The sequence below is a fragment of the Bradyrhizobium sp. USDA 4353 genome (assembly GCF_054063215.1).
This window is the reverse complement of record NZ_JBSSGB010000001.1, coordinates 1,477,202-1,492,914: the sequence shown is the minus strand read 5'-3', so window position 1 is coordinate 1,492,914 and position 15,713 is coordinate 1,477,202. Positions and strand designations below refer to the sequence as shown.

The window sequence follows — 15,713 nt, the reverse complement described above, 5'->3', positions numbered from 1 at the left end:
GATACGGGAGGATGAGACATGCGTCATGGAGTTGCCGGTCTGCTCGCGCTCGCGCTGCTGAGTGGTCCGGCCGAGGCGGCGGATATCGAGGCCGGCAAGGCAAAGGCGGAGGTCTGCGCCGGCTGCCACGGCGAGAACGGCATCTCGCAGACGGAAAACATTCCTTCGCTCGCGGGACAGCAGGATCAGTTCATCCAGTGGCAACTGGTGTTCTTCCGCGCCGGCACCCGCAAGAACGAAGCGATGAAGCCGATCGTCGATCAACTGACCAACGAGGACATCCGCAATCTCGGCGCCTATTTCGCCTCGCTGCAGCCGGCCAAGTCCCCGCCGGACGATAATCCCGAGCTGTCAAAGAAGGGAGCCGAAGCCGCCGCCGGCCGCCGCTGTGCGTCATGTCATCTCGACAGCTACGCCGGCACCAAGGGCGTCGCGCGCATCGCGGGCCAGCGCGAGGAATATCTCGTCAGGGCCCTGCACGACTACAAGAGCGGCCAACGCGTCGGCGGCAGCCAGGCCGCGATGACGGACGTGGCGTATCCGCTGTCGGCGGAGGAGATCACCGCGCTCGCGCATTATCTGGCGCATTTGTAGGAAGTGTTGATTGGGTGGAGGCGCCGCGCCACCCACAATTGTCGTCCCGGCCTTGAGCCGGGACCCATACCGCGGAGTCTATCGAGGGACGTCACTGAGAGTCACCTGCCTCACCACGCCGGTGGTTATGGGTCCCGGCTCGAGGCCGGGACGACGGCGGAGGGTGTGGCGGCACCGCGCCTCACTCCGTCTACTTGCCTCGCTGCGCCTCGTAGACCTTCAGCTGCGTGTAGGAAATCCTTAAGCGAGGCACCGGGACCTTCGCGGCGTCGGCGCGGGCGACGAGATCGCCGATGACGTGATCGGCCTCCACCGGCAGGCCGGCGCGGAGGTCGCGGAACATCGAGGCGGTCATCGGCGATCCCTCGGCGGTGATCATGCCGGAGACACGTTGGAAGAATGCGCCTCCAGGAGGATATCCGGCCGCCGCCGCCACGGCGCTGCATTCGTCGAGCATGCCGAGCAGGAAGTCCTTGCCTCCGGGGGCGGTCAGGATGACGCCGACCGGCGCGCGCATCAAGGTGGTGGACGCGGCCAGCGACGACAGGAAGACCCACTTCTCCCACATGTCCTGCATGATGTGGTCGCTGGCCGAGGCGTTGAAATTGCCGCGCCGGAAGATGTCGAAGATGGCGCGCACGCGATCGGACAAGCCGCCGTCGCGCTCGCCGAAATTCAGCGACTGCATCGGCTGCAGCTGTACGACCTCGCGGCTCTCGTTCAAGGTCGCGGCGATGGCGCAGAGGCCGCCGAGCACCCGCGCGCGGCCGAACCTGGCGTCGAGCACGTCGAGATGCTTCATGCCGTTGAGCAGCGGAATGATCGCGGTATCAGGACCGACGGCCGGCGCGAACGACGCAATCGCGTCGTCGAGATCGTAGGCCTTGCAGCTCAGCAGCACGACATCGAAATGCTGCTTGAGGCTGTCGGCCTGCACCGTCGGCGGATTGGGCAAGGTGACGTCGCCGCTTGGGCTGCGGATCACGAGGCCGGCACTGGCGAGCTCGGCGGCGCGCCGGGGGCGGACGAGGAAGGTGACATCAGCGCCGGACTGCAGCAGCCGGCCGCCGAAATAGCCGCCGATCGCGCCGGCGCCGACGACGAGAATACGCATGGTGGATCCCTCTGTGAGCGGGGCGCATCATGGAGAAGCTGATGGCGAATGGCGAGGTGCGAATAGGAATGGCCTCCATTCGCTATTCGCTACTCCCTATTCGTCCCCTCACCACTTCTCGCCGAACGGCCGGATCTCCATCTCGAATGTCCAGGCACTCTTGGGCTGCTTGTAGAGCTGCCAATAGGCGCCGGCCACCGACGCGGGCGGCATCAGCAGGTCGGGATTATCAAGCGCCTCCTGGCCCCAGAGCTGGGCGCGGCGCTCGCGCACCCAGGCGGTGTCGACGCCGGAATCGATGATGAGATGGGCGACATGGATGTTCTGCGGCATCAGCTCCCGCGCCATCGACTGCGCCACCGCGCGCAGGCCGAATTTCGCTGAGGCGAACGCCGCAAAGCCAGACCCGCCGCGCAGCGACGCCGTGGCACCGGTGAAGAAGATCTTGCCGCCGCCGCGCGGCAGCATCAGCCGGGCGGCCTCGCGCCCACTGACGAAGCCGGCCCAGCACGCCATCTCCCAGACCTTGCGGAACACCCGGTCGGTGGTCTCGAGAATCGGGAAATTGACGTTGGCCCCGACGTTGAAGATCACGACCTCCAGCGGGGCATGCTGGTCAGCGTCGTTGAGGAAGGCGGTGGTCTCCTCCTCCTTCCGCGCATCGAGCGAGCGCGCCACGATCCGTCCCCCGGCGGCCTCGACCTCGGCGACCAGCGGCGCCAGCTTGTCGCCGTTGCGGCGGCCGGCGAACACCGTGAAGCCTTCGGAGGCGAATTTCTTGACGATCTCGGCGCCGATGTAGTCGCCGGCGCCAATCACGGCCACGGTGGCGCTGCGCTGTTGCATGCTAGTCTCCGTTCAAAGTCCGACGTTGTTGCGGAGATTACCTGCCGAGGATGTAGTCCTCGACGTCGCGCAGCTGCTCCTTGCCGAAGAACATCTCGTTGCCGACGAAGAAGGTCGGCGAGCCGAACGCGCCGCGCTCGACCGCGCGTTCGGTGTTCTCGACCAGCTTCGCCTTCACCTCCGGCTCCTGGGCGCGCGCGAACAGCTTTGCGCCGTCGAGCCCGGAGGAATTCAGCGCGGCGACCGCGACCTCGGGATCGTCCATCTTCTCCGGCTCGCGCCACATGTGATGAAACGCTGCATCGACATATTGCTCGAACACGCCTTCGAGCTGGGCTGCGATCGCCGCGCGCATCAGGTTGAGCGTGTTGACCGGGAAATGAGGATTCCAAACCCAGGGCTGCACATGGAAGCGCTTGAGGAAACGCTGCGTCTCGACCTCGTGGAACTCGCGCTTGTTCTTGATCCCGGCAAGCGACTCGGCCGGAGACTTGTTGTTGGTGGCCTTGAAGATGCCGCCGAGCAGCACCGGCACGTAGAAGAACTGCACGCCGATGCGCTTCTCGATCGCCGGAATCGCCTCATGACTGAGAAAGGCATTGGGGCTGCCGAAATCGAACATGAACTCCGGTGCGGGTCGGCTCACGGGCGGTCTCCTCGAAACGTTTTGCGCATTGTGGCCCGGGGCGCCCGCGGCGTCCAGGGCTTTATGATGATCGTCATATTGCGCGGGGCGGACGATGCGCGACCTGTCTCAGATCATCCTTTGCACCGTGCGCTTGCGCCAGACCAGGAGATAGAAGCTCATCTGCAGCACGGCCATGGCCGTGAACGTGATCGGATAGGCCCACCAGACGCCGTCGAGCCCGATGCTGCGGCTGAGCCAGGTCGCCGCGGGCACCTCGATCACGGCGATGCAGAACGCCGAGATCGCGAGCGGCATCCACACCGTGCCCGACGCGCGCATCGCCGCCGAGAAGGTGGTGGACATGCCGAACAGCACCGAGCTCCACAGCACGATGTGGAGCGAGCGCTGCGCCACCTCGATGACATCGGGATGGTGATGAAGAAGCCCATCAGCACCCGCGAGAACAGATAGCCGATCGCCACCAGACCGCCGGTCAGCACGATGTTCATCTCGATCCCGGTGCGCACGATGCGGCCGATCTGCTCGGCGTTGCCGCGGCCGATCGCCTGGGCGCCGAAGATCGACGCCGAGATCGCGATCGACAGCGCCGGAAACTGCACATAGCCCAGCACCTGGTTGACCGCGCCATAGGCGGCCGTCGCATCCGAGCCGAAGCCGTTGACGAGGCCGATCAGCACCATCTCGGCCAGCGACATCACGATCATGCCGATCGCCGCGGGAATGCCGAGCCGCAGCACGACGCGGAGCAATTGCGGATCGGGCCGCATGCCCCTGATGAATGCCATATCGATCGCCAGCGGATGCTTGCGCCGGCGCAGGTAGAGATGCAGCGATGTCAGCGTGATCAAGGTCGAGATGGCGGAGGCCCACGCGGCGCTGGCGACGCCGAGCTCGGGCATGCCGAGCCAACCGCGGATGAACATCGGCGTCAGCACCAGCCCGAGCACCGTCGATGCAGCGAGCGCGGCAAGCGGCGTCACCGTGTCGCCGACGGCGCGCATCTGCGACGACAGCATGATGTAGGCGAAGGTCAGCGGCATCGTCAGCATCATGATGCGGGCATAGCCTGAGGCCGCATCGAGGATGTTCGCAGGCGTCGCGAGCGCGGTCAGCAGCTCGCGGCTGTAGAGGCCGCCGAGCGCGATCAGTCCGGCGAGCAGCAAGGTGATCGTCAACGTCGTGCCGGCGATCGCCTTCACCTTGCCGGGCTCCGTCGCGCCCCAGGCCTGGCCGATCAGCACGCTCGCGCCGGAGCCGAGCCCCATGACGAAGGCCACGAAGAAGAACATCGCCGGAAAGAACACCGACACCGCGGCGAGCGCGTCGACGCCGATCATCTGGCCGAGATAGACGTTGTTGATGGTGCCGAACAGGGATTGCAGGATGTTGCTCAGCATCATCGGCGCGAGAAACATCAGGAACGGCTTTCGGAGCGGAGTGGGCGTTGTCACGACAAATAAATCCGTCGGCCGCGCTCAGGTCGAGCTGCGGCTCGCGTTGGAATGAACTGAAACGAGAGCGGGACCGATCGGCTGCTCTCGTTGGCGTGTCGAATAGGACAGATCTCAATCGGCGCGATGGCGAAACGCGAGCGCCATCACATGGTCGCGGATGTCGGCGGGCCAGTCTACGATCAAAGACGTGACGCGGTTGAGATCGTCCGCGAACAGCGCCCGCGCCGCCTCCTCGAAATGCGCCAGATTGCCGGCCATCGCCGACATGAAATGATAGGCCGCATCGCGCGCCTCGCGGGCACGGTCCTTGTCGCCGCTGGCGCGGCGGGCCTCATGGACCAGCTTGCGCAGCGCGACCGAGGCGCCGCCGGGCTGCGCGCCCAGCCATTCCCAATGCTCCGGCAGCAAGGTTACCTCGCGGGCGACGACCCCGAGCCGGGGCCGTCCCCGGCCGCGTGGCTCGCTCGGCGCGGGCTCAGCCGGCACCGCGGGACCGCCAGCGAGCCTGGCCAGAATCTCCCGGTCGCTGCCGCGCAGATCGAGGTCGATCGGCCGTCCGGTGCGATCGCTGAAGATGATGACCGGCGCCGGGCTCGCCGGCGCGTGCTTCAGAGCGAGCGCCACCTTCGGCAGCGGTCCCGCGGCGATCCGGTCGTGGCCTGCAAAGGCAGTGTAGGTATCCATGTCCGCTATTCCTATCTCACGAGCGCAATAAATCCCGGGTAAAAATAAAAGTCAATATTACCCGGGTGAATATCTCGACATGATTCGAGGCGGTCCGGCGCCTCGCCGAACCCGCTCTGTCCTGCTACGGAACAGCGCCCGCCATTCGATCCGCCTTTTCGGGGAATTCATGCTCACCGTTCACCACCTCAACAATTCCCGCTCGCAACGCGTGCTCTGGCTCCTCGAGGAGCTCGGGGTGCCCTATGAGATCATCCGCTACGAGCGCCAGCCCGACATGCGCGCGCCGAAGGAGCTGCGCGCCATCCATCCGCTCGGCAAGTCGCCGGTCATCACCGACAATGGCAACGTGATCGCCGAGTCCGGCGCGATCGTCGAATATCTGGTCGAGACCTATGGCAATGGCCGCCTGATCCCGCCGCCGAAAACTCCGGAGCGGCTGCGCTATTCCTATTGGCTGCATTACGCCGAGGGCTCGGCGATGCCGCTGCTGCTCCTGAAGCTGCTGTTCAACATCATGCCGAAGCGAGCGCCGGCGCTGCTGCGCCCGCTCGTGCGCAAGGTGTCGAGCCAGGCGCTGACCACCTTGGTCAATCCGCAGCTGAAGCAGCACATGGCGTTCTGGGAAAGCGAGCTGCAGAAGAGCGACTGGTTCGCCGGCAACGAATTCACCGCCGCCGACATCCAGATGAGCTTCCCGCTGCAGGCCGCCGCCGCGCGCGGCGGGCTGGAGCAGGGCCATCCGCGCGCGATGGACTGGCTCGCCCGCATCGAATCGCGGCCGGCCTACAAGATCGCGCTGGAGAAGGGCGGGCCGTACGAGATCGGCCGCTGAGCGCTATTTCGCCGCCGTGGCCGGCGTCTCGGTCGCGGCGATCACCTCCCGCACCAGACGGGCGACGCCCTTGATGTCGCCGTTCGGATCGACGGAATCGCCGAGCCTCACCACCACCATGTGCTGGCTCGGCATCATCACGATCCGCTGGCCCAGCAGGCCGAAGGCGAAGAAGGCATCGGCGGGGATGCCGGCGCGTGCCCGCCCCTGCGCGTGAACGTGCTGGCTGCGATTGGTCCAGAGACCGGCGCCATAATCGGTGTCGAGCGTCGCAGTGATCGACATCGTGACCCAGCCCTCGGGCAGGATGCGCCGATCGCCGACGACGCCGTCGCCGAGATAGAGCTGCCCGAGCCTCGCCCAGTCACGCGCGCTCGCCAGCATGTTGCCGTAGCCCTGCAGCGTGCCGCTGCCGTCATATTGCAGCGTCGCGCTGCGCATGCCGAGCGGGTTGAACAGCTCGCGCCAGGCGAGCTCGATGGCCTGCTCCGGGCCGCCGACGGCATCGCGAATGATCCGTGCCAGGATCTGCGTCGACGCGCTCGAATAGGCCCAGCGCTGCCCGGGCGGCGAGATCAACGGAGCGTGGGTGGCGAAGGCCGCCATGTCGCGGTGGATCGCCATCTGGCTCGATGCGTCGAAGCCCGAATTGGTCTCGTCCAACGCCAGCCCCGACGTCATGCGCATCAGCTGCTCGATCGTGATCTCGTGCCGGCCGTCGGCAGGACCGCGCCATTCCGCGACCGGCGCCGGGATCGATGGGCTGAGCTTGCCCTGCCGGGTGAGAATGCCGAGCAGCGCATTGGTGACCGTCTTGGTCATCGAGAAGCCCATCAGCGGCGTCTCGACGCCGATGCCCGGCGCATAGCGCTCCGCGATCAGCCGGCCGTCCTTGATGATGACGACGGCCTTGGTGCGCCGGAGCGGCGGACTGGCCGGCTCCTCGAAGGCATGATCGAGCGCCGCCTTGAGAGCCGGGTTGGTCGCCTCGACCGGGTTGGCATCTGCGAAGTCGGGCAGGGCGGCGGCGGGGCCGGCGGCGCGCAGCGCGTTGATGTCGCTGTGCGGCACGTAAGGCGGCTTCTGGCCTTGCAGCGAAACGCAGCCGAGGCCGTCATGATAGGATGAGCGGCTCGCATGCAGGCCGAGCAGCGAGGCATCGACGAGCCGCATGTCCGGCTCGACCCGGTAGCGCATCACCGCGCGCAACCGGCGCAGGCCGGGGCGCTCCATGGTCTCGGCAAAGGTGGTCTGCGGATCGAGGCCGGAGACGAAGGTCTTGGCGCAGATCATCTCGGCGACGGCGGTCGTTGCCGCGCGCAGCGCCCGATCGGGCCGATAGGTGAGCCAGCCCGCCACCAGCAGACCCGCAAACACCAGAAGGCCAACCGAAAATCTGCGCAAGTTCACCAGAACGCCTGACATCGTCTCGCGGGCGAGCGACGCCGCGCCCTGGACCTGTTCTAACCCGGCGCAAGCACCTCGCCAACGGAAGGACGCGATGGAACGCATCAGAGCGGCGGCGGCAAATCGTCATCCGGCCTGGCACGGAACCGGACAGCCGGATGCGACGACGCTGACCGGAAGCATGATGCGTTTCGGCGGACACGCATCATGATCTTATCTCTTTGTTTGAGCATGATCTTTTCGGAAAACCGGTTTCCACTTTTCCGGATCATGCTCAAGGCGCAGATGTGATCGCGTGGAAACGCATCATGCCTTAATCGCCATGCCTTCCCGATGATCACGACGGCAGCGCGGCGATCTCAGTCTCACCTCCCCTTGAGGGGGAGGGTCGCTCGCACGCGAAGCGGGCGAGCGGGGTGGGGTGAAGCCGCGAAAACCGGTGCAAGCGTAGAGATCACCCCACCCCGGCTCACACGCGCTTCGCGCTATGAGCCGACCCTCCCCCTCCAGGCAGGGCTATCGCAGATGGAAATTCTAGGCTCTCCCGACGGACAATTCTGCTGGTTAGTTACTCCGTCATGCCCGGGCTTGTCCCGGGCATCCACGTGGATCTCAGCATGCTGGACGACGTGGATGGCCGGGACAAGCCCGGCCATGACGACGCGGAGAGAGACGAGCGCTAAACTGCGATCGCCATATGCGATAGCCCTCCCCCTCCAGGGGAGGGTGATAGCGGGGATGGCCTCGAAGCTGCGCGCCGCGGAACTAGGAAACGTGCGCGAGGCGCGATTCGGCACAAACAGATCATGATCTAGCGCCCCGCGGCAGTCGCCCCCTTGCTGCGCGGATCGGGGGCGCCGACCAGACCGTCTGCCGTCACCAGGATCGAATTGGCCGAGGTCCGTCCCATCGGCTCCTCGATGTTGTGACCGCGGGCGCGCAGATCCGCGAGCACGGCGTCGGAGAAGCCTTTCTCGACCCGGACCTCGTCGGGCATCCATTGATGGTGTAGCCGCGGTGCCGTCACGGCCTGGCGCACGTCCATCTGGTAGTCGAGCACGTTCACGATGACCTGCAGGACGGTCGAGATGATGCGGCTGCCGCCGGGCGAGCCTGTCACCAGCACCGGCTTGCCGTCCTTGAGCACGATGGTCGGCGACATCGACGACAACGGCCGCTTGCCGGGCCCGGGCAGATTGGCCTCGAAGCCGACCAGTCCGAAGGCGTTGGAGGCGCCGGGCGCGGCGGTGAAATCGTCGAGCTCGTTGTTGAGCAGCACGCCGGTGCCCTCCGCGATCAGCCCGACGCCATAGGGGAAGTTCAGCGTGTAGGTGTTGCTGACGGCATTGCCGTCATTGTCGACCACCGAGAAATGCGTCGTGTTGCTCCCCTCGCGCAGCGGCTTGGTGTTGAGCACGTCGCCCGCGCTGGTGGCGCGCGCCGGATCGATGCTGGCGCGCTGCTGGGCCGCATAGTCCTTCGACAGCATTGCGCGCACCGGCGCATCGACGAAGGCGGGATCGCCGAGATAGCGGGCGCGGTCGGCATAAGCCCGCTTCATCGCCTCGATCAGCAGGTGCAGCGAAGCCGGCGAGCCCTGCTTGACGTCGGCGAGCTTGAAGCCCTCGAGGATGTTCAGCGTCTCGACCAGCACGGTGCCGCCGGAGGATGGCAACGGCATCGAGACGATGTCGTAGCCGCGATAGGTGCCGCGCACCGGCACGCGCAGCACCGGCTGATAGGATTTGAGATCGTCCGATGTCATGATGCCGCCGGCGGCCTGGATCGCCTTGGCGAGCTTCTCCGCGACCGCTCCCTCGTAGAAGCCGCGCGGACCCTGCTCGGCAATCGCGGTGAGCGTCGCCGCGAGGTCGCGCTGCACCAGACGGTCGCCCTCCTTCAGCACGGTGCCGTCGGGACGGATGAAGATCGCGGCCGAGGACGGCCATTTCGCCAGCCGCGGCGCCATCATCGGCAGCGTGACCGCCACGTCGTCGGCAACGGGGATGCCGTCGCGCGCCAGCACGATCGCCGGCGACACCAGCTGCGCCAGCGTGAACTTGCCCGAGCCGTATTTCTCGAGCGCCAGCGCGAGGCCGGCCACGGAACCGGGCACGCCGATCGAGAGCGCCGAGTCGCGCGATTTGGCGTTGTCGGGCTTGCCGTCGGCGCCGAGGAAGATGTCGCGCGTCATTGCCGCGGGGCCGGTCTCGCGATAGTCGATCGCGACATCCTCGTTGGTCTTGGCGAGGTGGATGACCATGAAGCCGCCGCCGCCGATGTTCCCGGCGACCGGATAGGTCACGGCCATGGCGAAGCCGGTGGCGACCGCGGCATCGACCGCGTTGCCGCCGAGCGCGAGCACGCGCTGGCCGACCTCGGCGGCGATGCGCTCCTGCGCCACCACCATGCCATGTGCGGGCGCCTGCGCCGGTGCGGCAACGTTGGGCGGCTGCGGAATCTCCACCGCTTGCGGATCGCGCGCATGGGCCGGCCAGCAGCCCGCCAGCAACAGCATGGCGCCTGCGAGGAGCCGTCGTCGATCAATCGTGAAGAGGGTCATCGCCATTCTGCCGCTGCTGACATCCGCCCGGGATCGTCAGATGTTATAGGGCCGCGTCGCCGACGTAAAACGCGACCCGGTGATCGTCGCCAGGAAACGACGATGTGAACGTCGCAAGGGGCGACGACGAGATCGCAGAAGGATTTGGCATGGCCGTCGCCACAATGGAGACCACCGCTGCTGCTGAGAAGCTCAGCTATCCCGGCCGCGCCGCAGTGGTCGGCTGGATCTTCTTCGACTGGGCGGCGCAGCCTTATTTCACCTTGATCACGACCTTCATCTTCGCGCCCTATTTCGCCGCCCACGTTGCGCCGGACGCGGCGAGCGGCCAGGCGCTGTGGGGCTTCGCGACCGCGGCCGCCGGCATCGTGATTGCGCTGCTGTCGCCGGTGTTCGGCGCGATCGCCGACGCGACCGGCCGGCGCAAGCCGTGGATCGCGGTGTTCGGCGCGATGCTGGTGATCGGCTCCAGCTTGATGTGGATCGGCCGGCCCGGCGCGCCGGAGCTGATCCCGCCGCTGCTCGCGGCCTATGTGCTCGCGACCATCGGCGTCGAGTTCGCCACCGTGTTCAACAATGCGATGATGCCGACCCTGGTGCCGCCCGAGCGCATCGGCCGGCTGTCCGGCACCGGCTGGGCCACGGGCTACATCGGGGGCATCGTCTCGCTGGTGCTCGTGCTGGGCTTCATGGCCGCCAATCCGACAACCGAACGCACCTTGTTCGGGCTCACCCCGCTGTTCGGGCTCGATCCCCTAACGCATGAGGGCGATCGCATCTCCGGCCCGCTCACCGGGCTGTGGTTCATCGTGTTCGTGCTGCCGATGTTCCTGTTCACGCCGGATTTCCCGGCGCGCCACCGACTCGGCGCGGCGATGCGCGAGGGACTCGGCGAGCTGAAGCAGACATTGCGCAGCCTGCCGAAGCAGCGTGACGTCGCGCTGTTTCTCATCGCCAACATGATCTACACCGATGGCCTGGTGTCGGTGTACGCCTTCGGCGGAATCTATGCGGCCGGCACTTTCGGCTGGAACACCATCCAGATCGGCACCTTCGGCATCATCCTCGCTGTCGCCGGCACCTTGGGCGGCTGGCTCGGCGGCAAGCTCGACGATCTCCTCGGACCGAAGCGCGTGATTGCCGGCAGCATGACCTTGCTGCTGCTGGCCATCGTCGCGATCCTCCTGGTGAGCCGCGATTCGATCCTGTTCATTCCGGTCGCGCCGGCTGTGCCAGGCGGGCCACTATTCGCGTCGTGGCCGGAGCGCGCTTACCTGCTGCTCGGCTGCGTCATCGGCGCCTGCGGCGCGCCGCTGCAGGCGGCCTCGCGCTCGCTGCTGATCCGGATGGTCCCGAAGGAGCGCGTTGCGCAATATTTCGGGCTGTTCGCGCTGACCGGCAAGGTGACGTCCTTCATCGGCCCGCTGCTGATCGGCATCATCACCGCCGCGACCGCGAGCCAGAAGGCCGGCATGGCCGTGCTGGTGCTGTTCTTCGCGGCGGGCCTGGTGCTGCTGGCGCTGGTCAACTCAGGGCGCCGTGCGGGACAAGTCGCCTGAGCTCGCTCCGTCGTCATCCCGGGCCTGCGCCTTGTAGCGCATTTCGGAATGACGACAGAGGTCGTGGATGCAATCAGTGCCGGAAGTGCCGGACGCCGGTCAGCACCATCGCGATGCCGTGCTCGTCGGCGGCCTTGATGACCTCGTCGTCGCGAACCGAGCCGCCCGGCTGAATCACCGCGGTGGCGCCGGCCTCGATGCAGGCGAGCATGCCGTCGGCGAACGGGAAGAACGCATCGGAGGCGACCACCGACCCCTTGGTGAGCGGCTCGGCGAGCTTCAGCTCCGCGGCGGCATCGAGCGCCTTGCGAGCGGCGATGCGCGCCGAATCGACCCGGCTCATCTGGCCCGCGCCGATGCCGACCGTCGCGGAGTCCTTCGCGTAGACGATGGTGTTGGACTTCACGTGCTTGGCGACGCGGAAGGCGAAGCGCAGGTCGCGCAGCTCGGCGTCGGTCGGCGCGCGCTTGGTCACGACCTTCAACGCCATGTCATCGACCACGGCATTGTCGCGGCTCTGCACCAGGAGGCCGCCGGCGACGGTCTTGGCGGTAAGGCCGGCCTCGCGCGGATTGGGAAGGGCGCCGGCGAGCAGCAGCCGCAGGTTCTTGCGGGCTGCGATCACCGCGATCGCCTCCTCGGTGGCGTCGGGCGCGATGATCACCTCGGTGAAGATGCCGGTGATCGCGCGCGCGGTGGCGGCGTCGAGCTTGCGGTTCATCGCGATGATGCCTCCGAACGCGGACGTCGAGTCGCAGGCCAGCGCCTTCTGATAGGCGGTGATCAGGTCCGGGCCCTCGGCGACGCCGCAGGGGTTGGCGTGCTTGACGATGACGCAGGCCGCGGTGCGTGCCGGATCGAACTCGGCGATGCACTCATAGGCGGCGTCGGTATCGTTGATGTTGTTGTAGGACAGCTCCTTGCCCTGCACCTGGCGCGCGGTGGCGACGCCCGGCCGGCCGCCCGGCAGGGCGTAGAACGCGGCGTGCTGATGCGGGTTCTCGCCGTAGCGCAGCGGCTGGATCAGCCTGCCGCCAAACGCGCGATAATCGGGCGTATCGTTCTGAATGGTCGCTGCGAACCAGTTCGAGATCGCGGCGTCGTAGGCGGCGGTGCGGGCATAGGCCTTGGCGGCGAGCCGGCGGCGCAGCAGCAAGGTGGTCGAGCCCTCGTGCCGCGCGAGATCCTCCAGCACGGCCTCGTAGTCGTCGACGTCGACGACGACGGCGACATCCTCGTGGTTCTTGGACGCCGCGCGGATCATCGCGGGGCCGCCGATGTCGATGTTCTCGATGCAGTCGCTGAACGGCGCGCCGCGCTCGATCGTGGCCTCGAACGGATAGAGATTGACGACGAGCAGATCGATCGGTGCGATGCCGTGGGTCTTCATCGCCTCGGCGTGCTCGTCATTGCCGCGGATCGCGAGCAGGCCGCCATGCACCTTCGGATGCAGCGTCTTGACGCGGCCGTCCATCATCTCGGGGAAGCCGGTGAGGTCGGAGACGTCCTTCACCTTCAGGCCGGCCTCGGCGATCGCCTTGGCGGTGCCGCCGGTGGAGATCAGCTCGACGCCGCGTGCGGCGAGCGCGCGCGCGAAGTCGGTCAGGCGGGTCTTGTCGGAAACGGACAGCAGAGCACGACGAACGGGACGAAGCTGATTGGTCATGGGCAGAATCCTGTTGCAGGAGGTTCAGTTGCCCAGGCGCACGGCGGTCAATCCCGCGCTCCCCGATGGTGCTCCATCCAAAGTCGCCAGTCGCGCGGAAGCCGGGTGCATAGCAGGTTTTGGCGAGGGCGACAACGGGGAGGGTGTGTTTCAACTCGCCGCCATGGTCGCGCTCGCGATGGTACGCTAAATCGCTGAGGCAATCCCTCCCGGCATGCACGGTGCAACCTCTCCCCGCCCTTTGCGGGGAGAGGTCGGATTGCGCAGCAATCCGGGTGAGGGGCATGGCACAAACGAGACCACATCGCAGGTCCATCGGACTCGCACGTCCGAGCCCTGCAAATGCACCACCCAGTGCGGCTGCCCCTCATCCCAGCCTTCTCCCCGTGAAGAACGGGGAGAAGGAGCGCACCGTTCGTGCGGAGACAGTTCGTGTCTTACGCCTCGCGGTACGCTCACTTCAGGGCTCCAGCCTACAACGGCAGCTCCGGCTCCCGTCGTGCATTGCGTCGCGCGTTGGTCTCGCTCGGCGAGGTCGAGGAGCGCACGAAGCTCCAGCGGATCGAGGGGGCCTGCTGGGCGTCCTGGCGGATGACGAGTTGCGTGGTGCGGCGCGGGCCGTCATTGCCGGCGAGGAACACGCTGTCCTCGAGATCGACGCGGTCCTCGAAGGTCTCGAACGTCCACACTTCCCGATTGGGCAGCACCAGCATGGCGCCGCGGCCATCGCTAAGCCGGCTCGCCTTGACCGCCGGGTGCAGATGGAAACGCAGCGTGTAGTCCGAGCCGCCGCCGCGCAGCCGCGCGCCCTGCGCCGGGGTCACCGTGTCCTCGCCGTCGAGCCGCGAGCCGTCCTCGGCCGCGACCAGCACGCGACGGTGGATCAGGCCGAACTTCGCCGCATAGCCATTATGCGACGTCGACAGCACGGTGCCATCAGGCACGATCTCGCGGAAATTCTCCACCCGCGTCGGACCAGAGACGATCGGCGCGCCGTGCAGCAGGCGCTTCATCGCCGACATCTCGACGAAGGTGCAGGACGACGTGTTGTGATAGGTCAGCGTCGAATGCGCGACCGTCGAGCGCGCGAAGGTGCGCCAATTGTCGCGGCCGGTCGACGGCAGCCCGCAATTGATCACGATGCGGCTGGTGCCTGACGACAGCTCGAAGGCGAGGCAGCCGGCATGCGCCTCGTGGCTGAGATGCGGCGGCGGCGGTGCGCCGGTGTCGACGATGACGGTCATCTGCCCGGCGTCGAGCCGCTGGAAGCCGGAATGCGGCATGCTCGCCATCGGCGTGCCGTGGGTGTCGTCGTAGGCGAGCAAGGTCGCCAGCAGGTCGGTCGGCGTACCGCCCATGCCGTTGAACAGCGCCATGTTGCCGTCGCCATGCCGGAAGAAGCGTAGCATCGGCATCATGCGGTCGATGGCGTTGAGCAGCGCCGGCGGCGGCGCGATGTTGCGCGCGGCGAAGGTCTGGCGCAGCGGCAGCAGGTCGATCAGGAGCTCGATCAGCGCGCCGGGGTTGCGCGACACGTGGCCCGCCGTCGGGCAGGATCTGGCGCTGCAGCTCCTCCGACAATTTCTTGCTGGCGCTGCGGATGTGCTTGGCCTGGTTAGCGAGGCATAGCGCCGCGTAGCACAGCGCGATCAGCACCTGCAGCCGCGGCACGCCGTCGGGAATGTCGATGGTCGAATAGCGCAGATAGCGGATCTCGCGGGTCAGGCCGCGCAGATAGCGCCGGTAGAACTTGCCGTCGGAATCCGCCAGCACCAGCGGCGCCTGCGACAGCAGCGAGATCACCCGGCGCGCCAGCACGTCGGCGCGGCGGCTCAGCGGATGGCGGCCGATCTGGTTGGTGATCCAGTCGTCGACCAGGGCGCGGGCATTGGCGCGGGTCAGCGCGGTGTCGGCTGCGCGGAGATGCCGCAGCCAGCCGAAGCCGAGCAGGGCGACCTCCCAGTCCTCCGACGGCGGCTCGAGGTCGAAGATCGACCGGCCGTGGCAGGTGACGATCTTGCCGGCGAACACGAAGCGTCCGGCATAGATCTCGGCCGCTCTCGTGGCGTCCGAGGTGCGCAGATCATGCGGCGCAATGATCAGCCGGTCGGCCCGGCCCGGCCACAGACCGGATACGGATACCGACACGCCGCTGACATTGGACATCAGGCTGCGCGCGGCGCGGCCCAAAACCAGTGTCGATATGCGTCTGCGTTGAGCGGCGGACACGCCAAGCCTTCAGCGAGAGGGAAGAGTCTGTTGCGGACCCCCGAGAGAATCGCAACTGCCGCCGATACACCATTTTTGGCCCAGGTGCAGCACCATCGCAGGACCGGAATCTG

Annotated in this window: 10 protein-coding genes, 2 pseudogenes and 1 riboswitch; of the genes and pseudogenes, 3 read left to right on the top strand and 9 right to left on the bottom strand. The window is 66.9% G+C overall.

The genetic code is table 11. The features are described 5' to 3' along the window. Positions 1–18: 18 nt before the first annotated feature. A complete protein-coding gene (locus tag ACVILH_RS06625; RefSeq protein WP_456712182.1) occupies positions 19–594 on the top strand; it encodes a c-type cytochrome in 576 nt (191 codons plus the stop codon). Between the two features lie 190 nt (positions 595–784). Here ACVILH_RS06625 and panE read toward each other — a convergent pair whose 3' ends face one another. The 5 genes and pseudogenes from panE to ACVILH_RS06600 form a co-directional block, all read right to left on the bottom strand. Continuing rightward, positions 785–1,708, bottom strand: coding sequence for a 2-dehydropantoate 2-reductase (panE, locus tag ACVILH_RS06620; protein ID WP_456712181.1), 924 nt, complete (start codon positions 1,706–1,708; stop codon positions 785–787). A gap of 108 nt (positions 1,709–1,816) precedes the next feature. After that, complete coding sequence (locus ACVILH_RS06615) at positions 1,817–2,554, bottom strand: SDR family oxidoreductase (RefSeq protein WP_456712180.1); 738 nt, start codon at positions 2,552–2,554, stop codon at positions 1,817–1,819. Between the two features lie 37 nt (positions 2,555–2,591). Further along, the gene (locus ACVILH_RS06610; protein ID WP_456712179.1) at positions 2,592–3,200 is read right to left on the bottom strand and encodes a DsbA family protein; all 609 of its coding nucleotides are present in this window, start codon (positions 3,198–3,200) and stop codon (positions 2,592–2,594) included. 108 nt (positions 3,201–3,308) lie between these two features. After that, positions 3,309–4,618 (bottom strand): annotated as a pseudogene (locus tag ACVILH_RS06605) (MATE family efflux transporter). Between the two features lie 150 nt (positions 4,619–4,768). Further along, a complete protein-coding gene (locus tag ACVILH_RS06600; protein WP_456712178.1) occupies positions 4,769–5,341 on the bottom strand; it encodes a DUF2239 family protein in 573 nt (190 codons plus the stop codon). Between the two features lie 169 nt (positions 5,342–5,510). Here ACVILH_RS06600 and ACVILH_RS06595 point away from each other — a divergent pair, with 169 nt between their 5' ends. Then, complete coding sequence (locus ACVILH_RS06595; protein ID WP_456712177.1) at positions 5,511–6,176, top strand: glutathione S-transferase family protein; 666 nt, start codon at positions 5,511–5,513, stop codon at positions 6,174–6,176. Positions 6,177–6,179: 3 nt separating this feature from the next. Here ACVILH_RS06595 and ACVILH_RS06590 read toward each other — a convergent pair whose 3' ends face one another. Further along, positions 6,180–7,601 carry a serine hydrolase domain-containing protein gene (locus tag ACVILH_RS06590; RefSeq protein WP_456712176.1) on the bottom strand — a complete coding sequence of 474 codons (1,422 nt, stop codon included), beginning with the start codon at positions 7,599–7,601 and terminating at the stop codon, positions 6,180–6,182. 793 nt (positions 7,602–8,394) lie between these two features. Then, a complete protein-coding gene (gene ggt, locus ACVILH_RS06585) occupies positions 8,395–10,146 on the bottom strand; it encodes a gamma-glutamyltransferase (RefSeq protein ID WP_456716889.1) in 1,752 nt (583 codons plus the stop codon). A 149-nt stretch (positions 10,147–10,295) separates the two neighbouring features. On the opposite strand from ggt, the gene ACVILH_RS06580 reads away from it, so the two are divergent. Then, positions 10,296–11,705 (top strand): MFS transporter, encoded by a 1,410-nt coding sequence (locus ACVILH_RS06580; protein ID WP_456712175.1) that lies wholly within the window; start codon positions 10,296–10,298, stop codon positions 11,703–11,705. A gap of 73 nt (positions 11,706–11,778) precedes the next feature. Here the strand turns inward: ACVILH_RS06580 and purH are convergent, their stop codons facing one another. Together purH and ACVILH_RS06570 are read right to left on the bottom strand one after the other, a co-directional pair. After that, the gene (gene purH / locus ACVILH_RS06575; RefSeq protein ID WP_456712174.1) at positions 11,779–13,371 is read right to left on the bottom strand and encodes a bifunctional phosphoribosylaminoimidazolecarboxamide formyltransferase/IMP cyclohydrolase; all 1,593 of its coding nucleotides are present in this window, start codon (positions 13,369–13,371) and stop codon (positions 11,779–11,781) included. Between the two features lie 23 nt (positions 13,372–13,394). Further along, a riboswitch (ZMP/ZTP riboswitch) is annotated at positions 13,395–13,475 on the bottom strand. Between the two features lie 369 nt (positions 13,476–13,844). Next, positions 13,845–15,600 (bottom strand): annotated as a pseudogene (locus ACVILH_RS06570) (heparinase II/III family protein). Positions 15,601–15,713: the final 113 nt, after the last annotated feature.

Coding starts and splice junctions, on each gene's coding strand:
- ACVILH_RS06625 (WP_456712182.1), top strand. CDS start 19: ATGCGTCATGGAGTTGCCGGTCTGCTCGCGCTCGCGCTGCTGAGTGGT.
- panE (WP_456712181.1), bottom strand. CDS start 1,708: ATGCGTATTCTCGTCGTCGGCGCCGGCGCGATCGGCGGCTATTTCGGC.
- ACVILH_RS06615 (WP_456712180.1), bottom strand. CDS start 2,554: ATGCAACAGCGCAGCGCCACCGTGGCCGTGATTGGCGCCGGCGACTAC.
- ACVILH_RS06600 (WP_456712178.1), bottom strand. CDS start 5,341: ATGGATACCTACACTGCCTTTGCAGGCCACGACCGGATCGCCGCGGGA.
- ACVILH_RS06595 (WP_456712177.1), top strand. CDS start 5,511: ATGCTCACCGTTCACCACCTCAACAATTCCCGCTCGCAACGCGTGCTC.
- ACVILH_RS06590 (WP_456712176.1), bottom strand. CDS start 7,601: ATGTCAGGCGTTCTGGTGAACTTGCGCAGATTTTCGGTTGGCCTTCTG.
- ggt (WP_456716889.1), bottom strand. CDS start 10,146: ATGACCCTCTTCACGATTGATCGACGACGGCTCCTCGCAGGCGCCATG.
- ACVILH_RS06580 (WP_456712175.1), top strand. CDS start 10,296: ATGGCCGTCGCCACAATGGAGACCACCGCTGCTGCTGAGAAGCTCAGC.
- purH (WP_456712174.1), bottom strand. CDS start 13,371: ATGACCAATCAGCTTCGTCCCGTTCGTCGTGCTCTGCTGTCCGTTTCC.